The organism is Streptomyces sp. NPDC020996, assembly GCF_040641355.1.
In the GTDB taxonomy this organism is placed as follows: domain Bacteria; phylum Actinomycetota; class Actinomycetes; order Streptomycetales; family Streptomycetaceae; genus Streptomyces.
In genome coordinates this window covers 102,850-124,590 of record NZ_JBFADM010000014.1, presented here as the reverse complement: position 1 = coordinate 124,590, position 21,741 = coordinate 102,850, and the positions used below count along the sequence as shown (strand labels likewise).

The 21,741-nt window shown below is 73.7% G+C and carries 2 protein-coding genes; both read left to right on the top strand.

The features are described from left to right. Position 1: 1 nt before the first annotated feature. Positions 2-349, top strand: coding sequence for a hypothetical protein (locus AB0G63_RS13390; RefSeq protein WP_360748949.1), 348 nt, complete (start codon positions 2-4; stop codon positions 347-349). Continuing rightward, a complete protein-coding gene (locus tag AB0G63_RS13385) occupies positions 350-21,505 on the top strand; it encodes a lonely Cys domain-containing protein (protein ID WP_360748946.1) in 21,156 nt (7,051 codons plus the stop codon). It begins immediately after the preceding gene. The last annotated feature ends 236 nt before the right edge of the window (positions 21,506-21,741 follow it).

Below are 21,741 nucleotides of genomic sequence, written 5' to 3'. Positions count from 1 at the left end.
CGTGGCCGGCCAGTATTCCGCCGACATCCAGGCGATTCTGCAGGGGTCCAGGTACCTCGCCGACGCCGTCCGCTACGGCGACGAGATGCTGCCCCGCTTCGAGACCGGCTGCGACGCGTACACGGGCTGGTGGGGCCAGGAGGGCGGCGACGACGACTTCGCCAACGCGGTCGGCGATCAGGTCCGGCAGGAACGCCGGCAGGTGGCGAACACGGTCCTGGCCATCACCAGTGGGTTCATGGCGCTGGTCGACGCGGTCGCCGCGGAGGCCGACCACGTGCAGCGGCCGCAGAAGCAGGCGGTGGACGACATCGAGACCCAGGGCTCGGAGAGCGGGAACAGGCGCTGAATGGCCATCATGTTCCCGCCCGGCCTGCGGGAGTTCATCGAGGTCTGGGTGGGCGCGAACGTCGCCACCGGCAACGAGGACCTGGGCTTCGCCAGCCGTAACCCCTACAAACGGCTGGCGGACGACGTCCAGGACCTGTCCGACGCGATGAAGGGGGCGATCTCCACCGCCGGGAACTCGCTCCCGCCGCGGATCGCCCACGAGTTCGTCGCCGCGATGCGGGTCTTCGTCGACGACAACGGTCAGAACCACCTGCAGAAGTTCTCCGACGAGCTCCGGAAGATCGGCGCCCAGCAGGTGGACCGCTCGATCAAGCTGTCCGAGGCGAAGTACCAGATCCTCCTCGAGTTCATCCTGATGAACATCGAACTGGCCCTGATCGCCGCGCTGTCCGTCTTCACCGGCGGTACGTCGCTCACCGAGATCGCCGTCCAGAAGGCCCGCACCTCCCTCGCCATCCTGCTGATCCTGCAGCGGCTGGGACGCGCGATCCCCACACCGCTGTCGGTGCTGATGGAGGCGATCGAGGAGGCGTTCGTCTCGTTCGCCGCGCAGCTCATCTCCATGACCGCGCCGGACGACCCGGATCGGCGGCGCAAAAAGTTCGACTGGACGGACATCGGCCAGTCGGCGGTCGCCGGCGCCCTGGCGGGGCTGTTCGGCAGCGTGTTCTCCTCGTTCGGCGGCCCGATCGTCCGCAACCTCTTCAAGAACAACCACAAGTGGAAGGAGGCGTTCGACCTCCCGTTCACCTTCCTCAACGAGGGCCAGGCGGAGACCTTCGCGGAGGCTTTCACCGGCCTGTTCTTCCTGGGCACGTTCACACTGAACCCCGGTACGTTCCTCAGCGCCGGACTCAGCGGCCTCGTCTTCGAAACGGCGTCGAGCGGCGTGGAACTCGGCGGGAAATGGCTGAACAACAAGTTCTTCCAGAAACTCGACTTCGGTTCCGGCGGCATCAACCACCTGCCCGGCGGTGGAGTCCGGCACGGGAACGGCAGCGCAAGCACCAACCGGTACGGGTACGGGTACGGGAACCAGTACGACACGTACGGCAACGGCAGCACATACCGGAACACCTACGACGACACGTACACGTACACGGACACCGGTGCCTCCTCCATCCCGTCGAACCTGTCGGACAGCCACAGCTCCGTCTCCTACACCGGCGACACCGGCGACACCGCATCGGTCTTCAGCGACACCGGTGATGTCCCGTCCCTCTCGTCCCTCCCGGACTACGGCACGGTCAACGGCGTCGGCGGCGACGTCAACGCGTACGGACTCGCGGGGGCGACGGGCGCGGGCAGGTCGTCGTACTCCACTCCCGAGCCGGACGGCTACGAGGATCCCTACCGGGACTCCCTCGTGGACGACCCGGACGCCGACACCGTCTTCTCCACCCTCGACCCGTCGGTGACCGGGAACCGGGGGACGGGGTGGTCCGCCGACGCGGACAGTGCCCCGCCGGTGAACAGGACCGCCACGGTCGGCTCCTCCGCCCCGGACCCGCTCCCGAGCCGGACGGCCGGCAGCGGCTTCACACCGGACGCGGACGAACGACGGCGGCCGACGGAAGACGACGTCACGACCCGGCCCACCTCCGACGGGCAGCAGCAACAGCCGATCCCACCGGCGCCCCTGGCGACCCACAGCGCACCCGCCGCGTCGGCCACCACATCCCCGGGGCAGGCCTCGCAGAACGCCGTCCCGCAGCAACGGCCCCAGACCACACCGTCCGGCGACCCGGCGGTCACCGTGGAGCCGTCGGACTCGGGCCCGGTCGCCCCGGACGACCTCCGTACCCCCGAGCCCGGGGAGTCCGGGCAGTCCCAGCCGTCCTCCACGGCGCCGAAGTCCGATACCCGGACCACCGCGGACGTCCCGCCGCCCTACCGGCCCGTGCGGACCGAGTCCGAGGAACCGCCGGTCACCAGCGACAGCCCGGCGGAGCCGGCCCCGGCCGTCTCCCGGGATGCGCCGCACAGCCGGCCCGTCGCCGTCGACGAGACGCCGCTCAGCTCCCAGGCGCCGGCCGACATCCCGACCGGGGACTCCTCCGAGCCGGGTTCCCCCGACTCGGTCGACATGATCATGGACTGGGAGGACGACCAGGAGGCCTCGGAGCCCGGGCCCGAGCCGGACGTCGAGCCGGACCCGGCCGCCGAGGCGCTGTACGACCGGGTGCTGACGGACGTGTTCGGTCCCGGAATCGCGGCGGACCCCCTCCATCCGGCCCTCCGCGACGCCCTGACGCACCTCGACCGGCTCCGGCAGGCCGATCCCGTGCTACGGAACGCCCCGTTCGACCTGGACGACCTGACCCGCCGGGTGCTGCTCCTGGACCGCGCCGCCGCGGTGACCGACGCGCAGCGCAGCGAACTGTTCCGGGTGGTGATGGACCCGGCGGCGGAGTCGGCGGGCAGCCTGGCCGCCCTGGCCGCCTTCCACCTGGAGCTCCGTGGCGTACTGTCTCCCACCCGCACGCTGACCGCCGGCGACGGCGGTGTCCGGGGCCGCAACTGGACGAACGCCGGGATTCCCGACCTCGACCTCACCGAGGTGGGGAAGGTCGCCCGGCAGCCCGACGGCACCCTGGGGCGCGGCGATGTCCGGCCCGCGCCCTGGTACCGGCCCGGTGATCCGGAGCCGTATGTCGTGATGGCGGAGGGCGACCACGAGCGGATCGTCGTACGCGGCTACGACGGCGCCCCGCGCCAGGTGCCCCTCGACGTGTTCGCCGAACTGCTGGCCCGCGACCCCCGGCTGGCCGGGCTGTCCCCGGACACCCCCGTGGTGCTGCTCGTCCCCGACGCCGGCGCCCGCGGCCTGGACCTCCCGCGCCGGGCGGCGGACCGGGTCGGCAGGGAGGTCTGGTCGGCCAACGGCACCGTGAAGGTCTCCCCGCAGCGGGACCCGTCACAGCCGTACGTCGTCTCCCTGCTGTACGGGGAGGGGCTGCCGCGCGCCGACTGGATCCGCAGCACCCCCGGCCAGGTGCTCGATCCGGCGGAGCGCGAGAACGCGCCGGACTGGGAGCGCGACGTGCGGTCGCACAGTGTCGTCACCGACCGGGGCAGCACCATCGGCAGAGGAGTGTTCGAGGACTCCGAGGCCCCGCGCCGGATCGCGGCGCTGCGGCTCGCGACGGAGTCGTCGGAGCTGTGGCACTACGACCCGGCCACCGGGGAGTCGGCCAAGGACGACGAACCCGTTCCGTTCGCCGGTAAGCCCGTGTACGTCTTCGGCGCCCACGCCCGGCCCGGCGCGACCCGGGTACCGACCACGACGGACCCGCGGCACCACGCCCGGCAGCGGGAGACCGGCGGGATGCTCAAGCGGCGTCCGAGCCTGGCGCGGCTCCCCGAGGACCATGCCGTGCTGATGGAGGCGTGCTCGAGCGCGAAGCCGCCCGGGGTGGTCCGCACCCGCAGGGGCATCGACGACACCTTCGTCCCCGACCCCCTGGCGGTCGTCAGCGAGAGCCAGCACGTCGCCAACGAGACCGGCCGCACGGCGTACGGCGGCACCCACATGGTCAGCTTCGCGACGCTGCCGGACGGGAAGTTCGTCCACCGTCTCTACACGGACTCGCGGGGCAGGCGCGGCAGGTGGGTGGAGCACCGGCCGGAACCCACCGGCGCCCTGCTCGACGACCGCGCCCGCGCGGCGGGCCTGCACACCGATCCGACGCGGCCGGTGTCCGACGGGACCCGGGAACGGACGCTGCGGCTGGTCCGCGCCCTGCGGCAGGCCTTCGGCGCGGCGATCGAGGACGACAGCCGGTACGGCGATCTCCTCGCCGGTATCGGCGCGCTGGAGACCATGCGGGCGGCCGACCCGGTCCTGCGTGACCTCGGCCCGTTCTCCATGGACCTGTTCGAACGTGCCGCCCACGCGAACCAGCAGGGCGGTCCGGGCACCGACGCCTACCGCGACCTGCTCACCCGGGCCGTCGACGCCGTACGTCGGCAACCGGACACCGTGTTCTCCGACTTCGTTCCCCTGCCGCATGTCACCGCCGCCGCGCAGCGGCTGGGCGGCCTCCCGGAGCAGGAGCTGGACGCCGAGGCCGCTCGCGTCCTGCGGCTCGACGGCGGCCCGGCGGCCGTCGGGGACCTCGAGCGGGCCCGGCTGTTCTGGGCGACGGTGAAGGCCCTGGAGTGGGAGAGCCGGACCCCGGATCCTGACGCCCTCACCGGCCGGATCCTGCATCTGGAACAGCCGGACCCGTCCCGGCGCCCCGACCTGCTCGACCTGGTCGCCCAGGCGGCGGCCGTCGGCGTCGACGTGGACAACCCGACCGAACTCGCCGCCTTCCATCTGGAATCCCTCGGAGCCCTCTCGCCCGAGACCCAGCTCCGCGACGCGGGCGGCGCGCCGGTCGGCCGCCGCTGGGCGCAGGCCCCGCCAAGCACGACGATGCTGACCGACCGCGTCGTCGTGGCCGCCCCGAAGCCGGGCGGCGGCTACCAGCCCGTGAGCCAGGAACGGCCGCCGTGGAGCGCGCCGGGCGGCCCCTCCGCCTACACGGTGTGGGCCGGAGGCGGCCGGGACCACCTGCTCATGAACCTGCCCGGGGGATTCCGCGCCCGGGTGCCGTACGAGGAGGTCGCCGAGCTGCTGGCGCGCGACCCGGTGCTCAACACCCTCCCGATGGACGGCACGGACATCGTCCTGGCGGTCTCGAAGGCGGCCCCCGCCACCGGCCCGTCCACCGGCCCCGCCCCGGCCGCCGATCCCCGGACCGTCATCAGCGGCGGCACCGGGCGGGCCGTATGGGCCTCGCAGGGCAGTGTGGCGCTGGCCGGCACCGGGCCGTCCCGGCCGTACGTTGCCACTCTGCTGCCCACCGCGCCGGGCCGTCCGGCGGCCGCCGACTGGTCGGTCGTCCGGCCCGGCGACCCCGCCGTGCCGGGCACCCGTGTACCGACCGGCGGCACGGGGGCGGACGACGTCACGTTCGCGGACCGGGACGGGGACGCGACCGCGAGCCGGCGCGACCCGGGGACGGCCGGGAGCACGGACGTACCGCTGCCGGACCGCCTCGACGACGACCTGTTCGGGGACCCCGCCGAGACCGGCCGGGTGACGGCCGCCGAGGAGATCCGGTACCGGGAGCTGCTGGCGGACCTCTACGGCCCCGGCATCCTGTCGGACTCCCTGTACCCCGTCCTCCGCGACGGACTCGCGCGCCTCGACCGGCTCCGCCGGGCCGACCCGCTGCTGGACTACGGCCCGCTGCTGGAGCCCGGCCCGCTCGACCTCGACGCCGTGGCCCGCCGGGTACTGCTCCTGGACCTCGCCGATCTGGTGACCGACGTGCAGCGCAGCAGGCTGCTGGGGCTGGTCACGGCGCAGTCGGCGCAGTCGGCGGGCAGCCTGGCCGCCCTGTCCGCGCTGCACCTCCAGCAGCAGGGCGTGCTGTCACCCACCCACACCATGACCACACCGGACGGCCGTGTCCGGGGCCGCGACTGGACCACCGGCCACATCCCCGACCTTGACCTCACGAACACCGGGAGGACGGCACTCCAGTCCGACGGAGGCCTGGGCCGCGCCGATGTGCGCACCGCCCCCTGGCACCGCCCCGGCCAGCCGGAACCGTACGTCGTGAGGGCGGACGGCAACCACGAACACGTCGTCGTACGCGGCTTCGACGGCGCCCCGCGCGAGGTACCGCTCGACGTCTTCGCCGAACTGCTCGCCCTCGACCCGGAACTGGCCGGGCTGCCCGCGGACGTACCCGTGGTGCTGCTGATCCCCGGCGCCGGTGCCCGCGGTCTGGAGCTGCCGCGCCGGGCCGCGGACCGGGCCGGCAGGGACGTGTGGTCGGCCGACGGCGCCGTGGACGTGACCGCCCAGCAGGATCCGTCCCTCCCGCACGTGGTGTCCCTGCGCGGCGGCCGGGGCAGGCTGCGGACCGCCTGGATCCGCAGCACCCCCGGACAGGTGCTCGGCCCCGCGGAGTCCGCGAACGCCCCGTTCTGGGAACAGGAGACGCTGTCCCACACCATCGTCACGGACCGGGGACCGATCGGCAGGGGCGTCTTCCGGGACACCGAGGACGTGCGGGTGCTCGAGGACATCCGGCACGCGACGACGGCGACGGACCTCTACCACCACAACCCGTTCTCCGGGGAGTGGACCAAGGACGACCAGCCCGTACCGTTCGCCGGCAAACCCGTTTACGTCTTCGCCGCGCACGGCCTGCCGGGCGAGACCCATCTGCCGACCCGGTCGAACCCGAACCACCGCGCCCGGCAGGAGCGGACCGGCGGGATGCTCAAGCGGCGCCCGAGCCTGGCACGGCTCCCCGAGGACCACGCCGTCGTGATGGAGGCGTGCTTCAGCGCGGCACCGCCGGGCCTGCTCCGCAAGCGCCGGGGCGTTCACGACCTGTTCGTCCCCGACCCGCTGGGCGCCGTCAGCGAGAGCCAGCACGTCGCCAACGAGACCGGGCGCACCGTGTACGGCGGCACCCACGTGCTCGGCTTCGCCCGGCGGGACGGCAAGGTCGTCCACCACATGACCACGGACGCGCGGGGGCGGCACGGCACGTGGGTGGAGCACCGGCCGGAACCCACGGGCACCCTGCTCGACGACCGCGCCCGCGCGGCGGGCCTGCACCCCGATCCGGTGGGGCCGGCCTCGCAGGCCGTCCGTGAGCGGACGCTGCGGCTGGTGCGCGCGCTGCGTCTGACGTTCGGGGTGGCCGTCGAGGACGACCGCCGCTATGGCGAACTCCTTCAAGCCATCGGTGCGTTCGAGATCATGCGGCACGCCGATCCGGTGCTGCGCGACAACGTGCCGTTCAGCCTGGACCTGTTCGAGCGCGCGGCCCGCGAGATCCGCGCGACGGAGCACGCCGACGTGGACGGCGAGCTGGGACCCGACGCCTACCGGGACCTGCTGGCCAGGGCCGTGGACGTGGTGCGCCTGAAGCCGGGCGCCGTGCTCACCGACTTCGTGACCCTGCCGCACGTGACCAACGTGGCCGAGGGGCTGGCCGGTCTCACCGACCAGGAAGTGAACGACGAGGCCGCCCAACTCCTGGGTCTGGACCCGGACCTGGCGGTCATCGGGGCGCCCGAGCGGGCCCGGCTGTTCTGGGCGACCGTGCAGACCCTGGAGTGGGAGAGAAGGACCCCCGACCCGGCCGCGCTCACCGCCCGACTGCTGCACCTGGACCGGCCCGACCCGGTAAGGGTGCCCGATCTCCTCGATCTGGTGAGGGGGGCGGCGGCGGTCGGTGTGGACCTGCACAGCCCGACCGAACTGGCCGCGTTCCACCTGGAGTCGCTGGGAGCGCTCTCCCCGGACACCATGCTGTTCGACGACAAGGGGGCCCCGGCCGGCCGCCATTGGGTGCAGGGCTCGTCCGCCATGACGGTGGACGTCGACAGCGCCCTCATCATGGCGGCGACCCCGGACGGCGGCTACCGCCCCATGCGCAGCGCGAGGATGCCGTGGACCGCCGACACCACCAGGCCCACGCCGTACCTGGTGTGGGGCGAGACCGGTCCGGACCATCTGACCATGAACCTGCCCGGTGGACTCCGTGTCCGGGTGCCGTACGAGGAGGTCGCCGAGCTGCTGGCGCGGGACCCGGGGCTGAACGAACGCCCGCGGACCGCCGACATCGTCCTCGCCACCCCGCCCACGACGGTCGTGGCACAGCCGACACCGCAGAACACGAGCGTCCTCAGCACCGGGACCGGCCGTGGCGTATGGACCTCACCGGGTGCGGTGGGCCTGCTCCCGCAGAACGACCCGTCGAGGCCGCACGTCCTGTCCCTGCTCCCGGTCGCGGCCGGCCGGCGTCAGTGGGCCCATGACTGGTCGGTCGTCCGGCCGGGTCTCCAGCCCTCGGCGAACGCACCGGTCACCACGCTCGCGGCCGGCACCCCGTCCGGCGAGCCGGACCTGACGGTGAACCCCGTTCCGAAGCCCCCCAAGGCGGATCCGCCCTCTCCGGACCGTCCGCAGCTCGACCCCGCCATGGCGCCGCCCGCGCGGAATCGCCGCGCCCCTGCCCGGTTCGCGGACGGCCGGCAGATGCCCCTGTACGTCGACGACCTCCAGTCGCTGCTGCCGTCCCACCTCACCGCCGCCGAGCTCGAACAACTCCTCGCCAGTCCGAGCACGTTCGGCCAGAGCACGGTCGTCCTGCGCGGCGTCGAACAGGCCCTGGACGCCATCGACCGCGAACTGCGGAGCCGGCCGGACGCCCGGCCCGCGGGCGACGCACAGTTGCTGGACGACGTCCGGCGGACGCTCCGGGACAAGCCGAAGACACTGGCGGACGGCGAGGGGCGCCCCTTCCCGTACGTCAACGCGGACGGGAAGAGGCGCGTCCTGTGGGTCAGAGCGCGTCACCACGGCAACTGGGCCCCGTTCGACGACGGCATCGGTGACTCGACGAAGATCGACAGCATGCACCGGGCGGCCGCGACTTTCGGGCTGACCAAGAACATGCAGGCCAACTCCCAGTACGGCCTCGGCGGACCGATCGGCCCGGCGAGCACCGCGGCGTCCGGCGGCTTCGGCCGTCTCGCCCTGCGGTTCGGCTTCATCAACAAGGTCGGCTACACCCTGACCGACCAGCGCATGAACCAGATGGAGACCCGCACGCTGGACAAGTCCCGGTCGTACCTGGACGACATCCACTACGAGATACGCGTCACCGACACCGCCGGACGGGTCGTGACCGGCATCGTCACCGGCACCGGCACCGGCACCGGCACCGACCCGGCCGCGCCCGCCCGGTTCGCCTTCGGCATGCGCAAGGGCCTCCTGGTCCGCCTGCCCGACAGCGTCACGAAGATTCCGAAGCCGGGCCGGATCCCCCGGTCGATCACCCTGGACCGCAACTCCCAGTACCGCTTCGTCCGTATCGAGGGGTTCGGCCCCGTCGCGGCGATCCGCGACTGGGCGGCCGGACAGCTCGGAGCCCTCCCCGGCAGCTCGGCCTACACCGAGCTGGACATCTTCTTCTCCGGTGACAGCTTCCAGCGGCACGGCGGCACGATGGCGCGCGGCCGCATCACCACCCCGCCGCTGTTCGCCGACGACAAGAAGAAGTCACCGCTGGGCGTCTTCGTGGTGGAGGAACTGATTCCGCAGGCGGCGGTGCTCGTCGGCGAGACCGACCAGGCCGAGATGCGGGACATCAACACCTCGACGGTCCGCAGCGAGCGGAGCCGGTCCCAGGGCAGGAGCCTGCTGCTGCAGGCCGTCGCCGGACCCGCCTTCAACTTCGCCGACCCCGGCACGGCCCCCTTCGACCTGCGGCTACAGTTCGGACCGACCGCCCAGTACGCGTACGCGAAGACCTGGTCGGTCGGACTCGGCGCGGCCGGCACCCTGAAGTCGGCCGGACAGGTGAAGGGCCCCAAGACCGCGCTCTACCTGGTCGTGAAGTCGGTGCGGGTGCGACGGGCCGGTGACAGCGGACCGCCGACGCGCTTCCTCACCTGGAGCCTGGACCGGATGACCAGCTCCGAGGCGCGGCGGCTGGCCGGATGGGACGACGGGACCACACTCGCCCTGCGCAACGGCGCCGCCCCGCCGCTCGTGCCGGCCTATCTGACCGTGGACCGCCCGCGCACCCTGGGCATGCACCGGGTGAAGGAGTTCGCCTTCGACGACGGCCTGCGCACCCGTGTCACCCCGGACACGGCGGACGGCGTCGGCCGCACCCTGCTGGACGCGTTCGCCGACGGCGTGGTGGACGCCATTTCGCATCTGAACCAAGGACTGGTGGTTCCCCTCGACCAACTGCTGCCGCCGAACCTGCCGAAGGGCTGGCGCGCCCGCTTGGGCGACCTGCTCAAGCACGAGCCCGACCAGGTGCTCCAGGCGGCCCAGAGCCTGCCCATGCCGCCCCGGTGGACCGATCCCGTCAAGTACCGGATCGCGCTCCAGAACACCCTCCAGGTCCTCGGTGTGCTGTCCCAGCAGAACGTCACCGCGAACCTGGAGGCGCTGACCACGATCGGCCTGCCGGTCAGGCTCGCGGACCCCGACTCCGTCGGACAGACCCACTACACCGTCCGGGCGCACGGGACGCTGACCGGGCGGCGGTACGAGGGCAAGGACGTCAGTGAGGGAATGCGCTTCAGCGCCCTGGGCAACGACCGGCTCGACGGCCAGACGAGTGCCAAGCGAGGCCTGGACCTGGGCATCGAGGGCACGTTCTCGGGCCGCGACAACAACGTCGACGACATCGCGGGTCTGCGCCGGAACACGCTCGGGCTGACCCTGGGCGCGCGCCAGGGGTGGCAGTGGGAGGGGGAGACCACCTTCGGCTCGACGGTCACCAACGAGCCGATGTCGGTGAGCAACCAGCCCACCCACCTGTACCGCTACGACCTGTCCCTCACCGCGACCATGAGCGGCTACTGGCGGCCACGCGGCCTGGTCCGCGGGCTCGGCCTCGGCCTGCCGGGACTGCTGGTCCTGGACGAGCCGGTCAACGTGCTCTTCGGCCGGACAGCGCTGGGCCACCTGCGCGGCGGCGGCCCGATGACCGGGCAGGTGCTCATCGGCGTCCCCGTCCAGCACACCCCCGACGCGGACCCGTACGCGGACGGGGCGCTCAACCCCTATCTGTCCGACGAGCCCGCCCCCACGTCCATGACCACCGAGCGGGCCCTCGCACTGGCGAAGGGCGACCTCGTGCTGCCCGCGGGCCCCGACGCGAGCCAGCCTGCCGGACGGCTCGCCGAACGTGGGACACAGCAGTTCAAGGAGTTCCGGCAGCACCCGTTCGTCATCGTGAACATGGTGCTGTCACCCACGCTGATCGCGGAGGTGGACCGGGTCCTGCGGACGGCGTCGGGCAGTGCCTGGCAACTCGTGAAGGAAGGCGCCCCCACCCGGGACGCGATCGTCCGCACCTTCACCCCCCAGCACCTGTCGGCCGGCTTCGACCAGAGCTCGGGGCCGCTGGGCCTGGCGGGCAGCGGCCTGCTGGGCAAGGGGCCGTACGGCGAGTTGTGGGGAACCTTCCGGTACGCGACGACGGTCGGGAACCTGCACGCCCTCACCCCGCCGATGTCCATGGACACCGAGATGACGCTGGGCAGCACCCGGCAGGCGGCCGGCAAGATCAGCAACAGCACCAGCTTCGTCTTCGGCGGCCAACTGGTCTACCTCGCCGCCCGGAATCCGGGACACGGCCTCATGGGCGGGTACGGAATCGTCGCCAACCCCTTCTCGACGTCCCGCGCGCACAGCCGCAGCGTCATCCGCACGGTCGTCGCCGACATGAACCGCAAGGGCCTCACCCACCAGGTGCTGGTGGCCGGCGACGTGCAGCACTGGTTCGCGCTGCTCTCCAGCAGGCTGGGCACGGGCCGGACCGCAGCGGCCGCGGCGGCCGGCGCCCTCGTGCCGCGATCCCTCGCCGGAGCGGCGGGGACGGCAGTGACCAGCCCGGGCGGTCTGCTGGGGCATCTGCCGGAGAAGAGCGCCCACCGGATGGGGCTGATCGACGACGGTCTGGGCGACGTCCCGCGCTACACCGGCCGGCTCTGGACGCCGCAGCCCTGGATGCGCGGCGCCGCGTTCGGCACGTACGCGGTGAACGCGCTGGACCCCACGGACGTGCTGCTCGCCTTCGACCGGCGGATCCGGGAGCTGGGGCTCGACGAGCAGAGCCGGGAGCGGATCCGGCAACTGGTGACGGGCCGCGCCACCCGGGCGCTGAAGGGGGAGATGACGACCACCGGCCCCTCGACCCTGGTCAAGGCCGGAGGCTGGGGCTGGGACAGTGTCCGGATCGGCAGCCGGCTGGTGCGGGCGCGCGTCGAGCTGATCCCCGGGACACCCGTGTTCGACGGGCTCGACCACAGCGCGGAGCTGGAGGAGAACCGGCGGGCCATCGAAACCGCCCAGGAGAACTCGGAGTCCTCCTCCGGAGCGGACGTGGGCCTGCTGACCAGCCAGCTGGTGTACACCGGCAACGCGCAGGTCGCGGCCGCCGGACCCACGTACACCGAGGGCGGCTCGAACCGGAAGACGGTCGCGTCGAGTCACACGGTCACCACCGTCACCATCTACCGGGCGGCGTCCACCGAGCCGCATGCGGAGATCGTCACCCCGTACCGGATGCGCATCACTCTGGAGGCCGACGACACCCCCGACACCGGCGCGCCGGCCGGCACGGAACCGGAGTCGGGGAAGTCCACGGTCCTCGACCGCTTCCGGGGCCGACTGCGCATCGTCGAGGAGGGCGACGTCGGCGAGCTGCGCGAGCACGTGCCGCTCAGCCTGATGGAGCCGGCGCCGTCCCGGACGGAGGCGGACGGGACCGGCGCGTCCGGGCCCGACCGGCTGCTGCCCGCGCCCGATCCGGCGGCCGACCCCGCCCTGGCCGGTCCGCCCCGGCCGGTGCCTCTGTCCAGGGTGGGAGAGGTGCTGACGGTCCGGGACGGGGACGGCGTCACGCGGACGTTCACCTTCCCCGAGAACGGCATGCACCCCCGCGGGATCATCGGCATCGAGAACATCCGCATGGCCGGCGACCTCGTCCTCACCAGGGCGTACGACGTCGGCTTCTCCCTCCGGGCCCTGGAGGCCGAGGACGGTCCCGACGACGACGTCCTCACCGAACTCCTGCGCAGGACCAGGGAGACCGGACTGACCCGTCCGGGCACCGGCTCGGCGCAGGCGCTGGAGGACGGCACCAGCTCCATGGCGATCACGGCGTTCTTCCCGCGCACCACCGAACCGGCCGGCTACCAGGTGGCGGGGCTGACCGAGAAGTCCCTCGTGGGCACCGACAGCGGACGACTGACGCTGCGCTCGGCTCCCGACTTCAGCCGCGCGCTGCTGCTGACGGTCGCCGACGGCAAGAAGCTGGAGGTGTTCAAACGGCACGGGGACAACGCCGGCACGTCGTCGTCCGTCGAGCACAGCCAGTCCTCGGGCCTCGGCGGTGCCTTCCTGTACGACTCTCCCGACAACGCGGGCCTCAACCAGATCGGAGTCTCCGGTTCCGGCCCCAACGACCTCGACGGCGACGGCCTGCCGGTCGGGGACGACCATCTGACCTCGCGCAACCTCAAGCCCAAGACGGGCCGGTCCTTCCTGTTCGCCGTCCCGGCCACCTGGCTCAGCGTCGGCGATGTGCACCGGTCCGTCGTGGACTCGAAGCTCGCGAACCGCATACGGGGCGGTACCTTCGCCAAGGCGCGATCGGGTCCGCAGGCGATGCGGTCCGAGGCGTACGTCGTCACCTGGATCCGCGAGGACGTCGCCCGCGAGCTGCGGATCATCACCGACACGAACTTCCCCGCGAGCGTCTCGAAGGCGTGGGACGCGGTCGAGAGCGCGAGCAAGGCGTGGGTCGACGCCGACAAGGCCTACTGGAAGAAGCGGCGCGCCTCCGGCGGGCTGCGCGCGGACCTCGACGCCGCGCAGACCTCCCTCGACCGAGCCGCCCGGACCGCCCGCGCGGCCACGCGCCCGGTCGACCTGGCCCGGGCCGACGCCGACGCCGCGGACACCGCCCTGCGCCGGGCCGAGAGCGACGCGCGCCGCGACCACGCTGCCGCGGACGCGGCCGTGGCCGCCGCCCGGGCCGATGTCGACGCCTTCGCCGAGGACGAGTACGCGGCACCCGAGCACGACGGCTGGGCGGAGGTCCTGCGGGACGAACAGGACGCCGCGCTGGCCCGTCTGGCCGACGCGGAAGAGGCTGCCGGGAAACTGCGGAAGGCGGCCGATCTGCGGCTGGAGACCGCGCGCACCGAGAAGGCGGCGGCCGGCGGGCGGCTCGATGCGGCTCTGCTGTCCGCGAGAGCACCCGGCCGGGCCCTCGACGAGGCCACCGCCCGCCGGGACACGGCACGCGACGCCTTCGAGGCCCGGCGCGCAGAGCTGGACGCGCTCAAGGAGACGGCGGAGAAGGCCGCGGCGGAATACCACCGGGTGCGGTCCGGGGCGGACCAGCTCACCCGCTGGCACCGGCTCGCGGCCACCGCGGAGGGCCGCGAGCAGCTGGACGGTCTCGCCGAACCGCCCGCGGTGACCTACCAGGCCCCGCCCAAGGCGCCCAAGCCCAAGCCCCCGGCACCGCCCCGCTACACCAGGACCGGTTCCGGACCGGGCAGCGTCCTCACCTCTCCCACGAACGAGACGTACACGCTCCAGGACGTGCCGAGGGACGGGGACGCCTTCTTCCGCGCGCTCGCCCTCGGCCTCGAACACGCCGCTCCGGGGCTGCTGGCCGCGCAGGGCATCGACCCCGACGGTCCACGGGCGGTGTCCGCCCTGCGCCGGAGGATGGCCTCCTGGCTCACCGACCACGCCGACGAGGACCTGCTGGCCGCCGTCGCCCCCGACCACACCGACGCCTTCAGCGCGGAGGAGATCGCCGCGGCGGGCCTGGACCTCGGGACGGGCACCCCTGCCCGCCGTGAGTTCGACGGCCTCGGCGGCCTCATCCCGCACGCCGTCGGCCTGTCCCCCGAGGTACGGGCCGAACTGGCGGTCACCCAGCTCCTCCGGCCGGGCGACGCGGAGTCCGAGGCCGGCTGGAACCACGCCGCGTCCGACCTGCTCCCGCTGCTCGCCGCACGCAGCTTCGGCGTGCGCGTCACGGTGGTCGGGAGCGACGGCGCCTTCCAGGACTTCACTCCTGGGGACCCGACGGGCAACCTCCAGGAACTCGTCGGAACACCCGCACACTCCGGCGCACACGTGGTGCTGAGTCTCGACGACCACCACTACCGACTGGCCCTGCCGGCCACCGCCCCGACACCGCCGAAGGACGGGAAGGCGCTGCCGCCGACGGGCACGGACGCTCTGCCGGAGGGCGCGGACGCTCTGCCGGAGGGCGCGGAGGTGCTGCGTCCGAAGGAGACGGCCCCTCTGCCGCCGAAGGACACGGCCCTGTCGTCGGAGGGTGCGGAGCCCTTGCCGAGGGACGGGCAGGTGCTGCCGCCGACGGGCACGGACGCTCTGCCGGAGGGCGCGGAGGCGCCGGCATTGACGGACACGGCCGCCCTGCCGCCCAAGGGCACGGACCCGCTGCCGTCGAAGGGCAAGCAGCCCCAGTCGGAGCCTGTGGGACCGGAGCCCCGGCCGTCCGACGTTCCGCCTCAGGGGGAAGGCGAGAAGGGCTCCGAGCCGGAGCACGACAGCGGCCGGGCGAGGGGCCGGCGGGTGCCGGTGCCCGGCACGGGCGAGTGCCTCCTGTACTCCTTCATGGCCGGCGACCCCGTGCACATCCGCAGCCGTCTGGTCGGCCTCGTCGGCACCGACCGCGCCGCGTACGACTGGCTCGGGGACCCCGACTCCGTACGCGCCGAACTGCGTCGTCAGGCCGAGGCCCGCGCCACGACCGGCAAGGCCCCGGCCGGCCCTTCGCAGGCCGCGCTCCAGGCCATGCGGGCCTACGTGGAGGACTACGTGGAGCGCAGCGCGGGGCGGCTGCATCCGCAGATCATCGGCCAGTTCCGGCAGACGGTCGCCGACGCGTTCGCGGCGGACGTCCGGAAAATGGACCGGGCCGGGATGCTCGCCCTCCTCGGCCATCACGGCGTCCAGCACGTCCCCGTCCCCGAGGCGGTCGACCCCGCCGAGCTGCTCAGGCGGTACGTCGACGCCCGTACGGCGTCGGAGCCCGCGGACCCGGGCGTCTCCGCGCAGGCCGCCCGGGCGGCCGTGGAGGCCGAGGCCGGGGAACTGAGTCCGCGCCGAATGTTCGAGCACCTGGAGCGGCAGGGTCTGCTGCCGATGCCCGACGACCTCGACGACGAGGCGCTGTACCGCCTGCTCAGCACCATCTACGTCCAGAGCACCGCGCCGCTGGACGACACGGAGCTGTCCGTGCTGACGGACGCCGTCGTCAACTGGGAGCAGAGCTGGGGGACGCCGGCGGGAGAGACCTTCCTGCCCCTTCTCGCGCACGCCTTCGGCCTGCGGGTCGACGTGGTGCGGCAGCTCCCGTCGGGCGCCCGACGGATCAGCGGTGCGGGGCCCGACGAGGCCATGCGGCAGACGGAGGTCTACTACAACGGCGTCAACCACTACGACGGCAGCGACGCCGGAGCCCGCGACCGGTTCGGCGACCCGGTCCTCCCGAAGCGGATCAAGGACGAGGAACGCGACCAGGACGGCGACGTACGGCTGAACCCGCTGTGGGTGCCGTTGGACGAGGTCGATCCGGACCTGCTGATCACCGGTAACCGCGACGCGGTATGGCTGTACACGGTCACCGATGACGGGCGGGTGATCCTGGGCACGGAGGACCTGAGCGGGATCATCACGCCGGAGCAGTTCGACGCGCTGCTCGCGGGGATGCGGGAGAAGGACCCCGATCTGACGGCGGAGTCGCTGCGCGAGGCGTTGGACGGGCTGGGCCACACCGGCATCGCCGCCGGTTTCGTCGGCGACGGCGTGGAGAAGGCCGGCCGGACGCTGCCGGGCCGCAGCCGGGTTTCCGGCGAGTTCCGCTGGAGCGAGAAGCTGCGGTCCTGGGTGGTGAACGACAAGTCGGGCCGCTACATGAGCGAGACGGTCCGCCCGGATCTGGACGCCGCGGAGGCCGCCGACTGGCTGACCAACGCGGCGGCCCTGTTCAGCGCCCGACTGGGCGTCGTCGTGCGGACCGAGCAGGTGAAGACCGCCGCGACCGTCCCCGCTCCGGCCCCGCCGACGGAACCCGCGCTGTCCGCGCCCCCGCCTCCGCCGTCGGCCCCCGCCGCCACCCCGGCCGGCCACGGTGCCCCGGCCCCCCTGGAGGGGGCCGGGCCGGGCACGCCATCCGTCGACGACACCGGCAAGCTGGACGTCGCGCGCCGGGTCGGTGCCGTGCTGCACGGCCTCGGCCACCCGGTGGTGCTGGCCGGAGCCGCCCGCGGCCGGGTGCAGTTCGGCCAGTCCCGGCCGCTGGGCGCCGTGGAGTTCCGGATGCCGGCGGCCGCCCTGCCCGCCGTCGACGGGATACGCGGGGCGCTGGAGCGGGAGATGCCCGGAGCGTCGGTGCGGGTGTGGCCCGTCACGGGCGGCGGCCGTGTTCTCGGCCTGTCGGTGAACGGCGTCGACATCACGGTCACGGCGGTGGACCGTCCGGCTCCCGGCACGGTCACGGTCGACGGTTTCACCGTGCCGGCGCCCGCGGACTCGCTGGCCGACGCCGCGCTCGCCCTGGCCACCGGAACCGACCCGGAGCTGCGCGGACGCGACCTGCTCGACCTGCTGTGGGCGCTGCACCGCACCCCCGCCGAAAGCCCCCGCACGGTCACGCCGGTTCTCGCGCGCGAGGACGACTACGGCTCCGCGCGGCCCACCGGCGCCGCCGGCTCCCTCGCCGTACGGCTCAGCGAACTGCTCGACTCCGCGGCCCTGGACGCCGACGCGCTCGCCCGCCACGAGGAGACCTGGCGCGCCCTCGGCGTCACCGACGCCGACCTGCCCGCGCTGCGCGGCGAGCTGACCGCCCTGGCCGACGGGCTGCGGGTCCGTCCGGAGGTGACCGCGGACCCGGTCCGGGCGCTCGCCGCGCGGCTGCCCGGCCTGGCCACCGCCGACAGCGACACGGCGCTGGCACTGCTGCCGCCCGCGGACCGTGAGCGGCTGGCCGCTGATCCCGTGCTCGTGGACGCCCTGCGTGCCGGGCTCCCCGCGGCCGAGTTCGCCTCGGTCGCGGCGCGCCTCATGACGCAGGTGCCCGACGGGGTCGAGCAGCCCGTCACCGCCGGTGACCGGGCCCGTGCCCAGGTTGCCCGGCTGCTGCAGGCCCCCGACGTCGCGGCGCGGTTGCTCAAGGGCGGTTCGCGGGTCGTGGTGGTGCCCAGGAGCGAGGCCATGACCTCCCTGGACGCCTTCCGCCACCTGCGGGGCGCCGTCACCGGCGACGGCCGCTCCTGGGACGACGTCCGCGGTGTCGGCGCGCGCACCGCGGCCGTCACCGAGGAGAACCTGCTCGGCGAGCGCACCACCGCCGGCACCGGCCCGTCCGCCTATCCCGACGGCTACTCGACCACCCTGCACGAATTCGCCCACACCGTTCACCAGCACGGTCTGGACGCCGTCGACCGGCAGCGCATCACCAACACCTTCCGCACCACCACACGGGCCGGCGAGGCGGGCAACTGGCCCGACGGCCCCCTCTACGGCTACGACGCCGACGGCCGCCGCAGCGCCCCCAACTACAGCAGCCGTGACGAGCTCGAGTTCTTCGCCCAGCTCACCAACGTCTATCTCATGGCCAACGGAGGCAACGACCCCTACACCGGGCTGCCCCGCAACAACGCCGGCCCGGAGTGGGTGCGCACCCGCCAGCCCGCCCTGTACCCCCTGCTGCGCCGGTTGTACGGCGAGGGCCCCCGGACGGCGCCCCGCCACCCGCGCAGCGTCGAACCGGCCCGTCCCCGCGGGGCGCGTCCCGCGGACGTCAACCCCGTCGAGGCCACCGACGTGGAGAACGAGGCGCTGGCCCGGGCCCGTGCGCTGTGGGACGTCGCCGAGGACGGCCCGGGTGACGGCAGTGACTCCTATGTGGCCGTGCGCGCCCTGTGGGACGGCGCCACCGGCGCGCACGCACCGCAGCCGCACACTCCCGCGCCGTTGCCGTCGCCGTTCCCCACTCCGGTGCCGGAGGCACGGTCCGCCGCCGCACCGCCGCCCACCGACAACGCGGTCCAGCAACGTCTTCAGGAGCTCTGGGCGGTCGTCGACGCCACCTTCGGTTCCCAGCCGCTCCCGCCGGAGCTGCGCAACGGGCTGTTCAACTCGCTGCGCCTGATCGAATCGGCGCGCGTGGGGCACCCCCGCTTCGGTGCCGGCCTGGACCTCGACGGCATCACCCGGATGCTGTTGCACCTGGCGCCGGACGCGCCGGTGGACGCGGCCCGGCACTACGATGCCCTCTCCCTCGCGAGCGCCGCCCAGCGCCGGGGCCGTGCCGGCAGCCTGGACGCCATCGCCGCCTACGGGCTGACCCGGCAGGGTTACGTGCAGCAGTCCTTGCTCAGCGGCGGCGACGGCGCCCCGCACGGCAGGAACTGGAGCGGGCGTCCCGGCATCCGCCTGAACATGGACGTGGTCGCCGATTCCCGGGGCGTTCACCCCGCGCCCTGGGGGTCCGCCGCCTACGCGACGGTGGCCGAGCGGAACGACGAGGGAGTGGTGCTGGCGGACGGGAGACCGGTGTCGGACGAGGAGTTCGCCGAACTGGTGCTGCACGATCCGCAACGGCAGCCGGGTGTGCCCGTGGTGATCCTGATCGGGGAGGAGGACGGCCGCAACGAGGCCCTCGCCCGGGTGATCGCCGACCGCACCGGAACCCGCGTCTGGTTCACCTACGGCCGCCTGCTGCTGGAAGCGGCTCCGGACGGCCGCCGGGTGCCGGTCCTGGCCGCGCCGGCCTTCGGGAGCGATCCGGCCGGGACCTGGATACCCGCCGACCCGGGACTGGTCCCGGACGACCCGGCGGCCACCGTCAGGGCGGCGAACGGCACCGTCTTCCCCGACGCCGACATCCACTCGTACCCGCTGGTCACGGTCGACGGGCAGGCGCTGACCGGGCGGGCGTTCCTCGACGCGCACGACATGGCGTTGCGGGAGGAGGCCCTGCGGGTGGTGTCCGCCGTCCAGCACTACACCAATGAGGTGGAAGGGCTGCCCGGCGTTTACCCCGCGCGGCAGGGCGGCTTGCTGCCCCTGCCGCAGGGCCTGGCCGGCTCCTACGTCTTCGTCGGCCACGGCGACAGCGGACGCACCACCGTGCCCCGCCGCAGCACCCGCGCCAACCAGGCGGTCCACCCCCGGCATCTGGGGCGGATGCTGGCACGGCGCAGGAGCCTGCAGGCGCTGTCCCCCGAGGCGCCGGTGTGGCTGCTGATCTGCGAGATGTCCATGACGCGCCCCGACCAGGACCTGCTCACCCATCCCTCCTCGGCCCAGTACGTCGCCAACGAGACCCGCCGCACCGTCTTCGCCGTGGACAGGCAGGTCTCGCCGAGCGAGGCCGAGGGCGGCCTGCCGCCGCGCCTGGTCCTGGACGACGACCCCGACCGCCCCGTGGGCCACGTCGAGGAGTTCCTTCCCGAGCCCCGGACCGTCGCCCTCGACGCGCTCGCCGACCTGGGCGGACTGCCCGCCCAGGTGCCGGCGCGCACCGAGCGCGCCCTGCACTGGGTGCGGGCCCTGCGGCAGACCCACGGTGTGCACATCGACTCCGACCCGGCCCGCGAGGCGGAGTTCCACGAGCTGATCGAGGGTTTCGGCGCCCTTGAAGGGCTGCGGTTCCAGGCGGCCGGCAACGCCGACCCCGGCCCGCTCACCTGGGGCGGGCTCCGGCACATCGTCGGCCAGTACGCCGCCCGGCAGGGCTGGGACCGGTCATTGACGGCCGGCTCCCTGGCACACCTGCTGCATGCCGCACGCGCCGGCCGACTGCGGCCCTCCGACGCCTCGGGACCCAGCGCCCCCGCCGCGCCACCGGCCTCGACCGGCACCCCGCCCGCGGACGACACGGCGGCGCACCGGTCGCGGACATCTCCGCCCGAGACGACGGCCCGGTCCGCCGGATCCGTTGCCGACGTCATCACGGCCGGCGGCGGCACCCCGCCTCCGACGGCGCTGTCCGAGGACGCCCAACGGCAGTGGATCGCCCGCCAGGTGGCGCAGGAGGACCTGCCCGGGAACCCTCCGGGGCTCACCGGCGCCGACATGGTGACCCTGGCCGAACTGAGGGACGCGGGCATTGAGATCACCCCCGGCATGGATGTCGAGGCGCAACTCGGGGGAGGCGTGCGCGGCAGCGGACTGGCACCGCTCGACCAGGTACGGCTGCTGCTGGCACGCCCCGGCCCGTGGCCGGAGGCGCTCGACGCCGTCGCGGAAACGGTGGCGCGGCGGATCTGGCGGTCGGCGTTCACGGAATTCGACGGCGCGGTCCCGGGCGCCGACGCCGTCCGGGCGTGGGACACGGCCCTCGGCCTCGTCCTGCCGGGCGAACCGTCCTCCGCGTTCGCGGACTGGCGGTATGCCGGGGAGGGGTTCCGTGACGCGGTGCGCCGGCTCGCCGTCCTTCTGGCGGAGCGGGCTGACCCCCGGACGGTCGCGCGCGTCGCCGCGCGGCTCCGGGAGAGTCTCGGACTTCCGCCCCCGGGGACGGAAGACGCCGATGCCCGGTAGGGGAAACAGGAGGACCCAGGGCAGCGTGACCGACTCAGGCCGGCACGGCGAGGGAGTGCCGGCCGACCGGGTCGTGGTCGGCCGTCGAAGCCGTGGGCGGCTCCGCCTTCGAACGCGTCAGCGTCCCCGGCCCCCGGAGCGACTCCCGCCCGGCCACGCGCTCTACGTCGACCCGGCCGGCCCCGCGGGCACCGTGCCGGAGGCCGACCGGCTCAGGGCCCGCATCCCCGGCACTC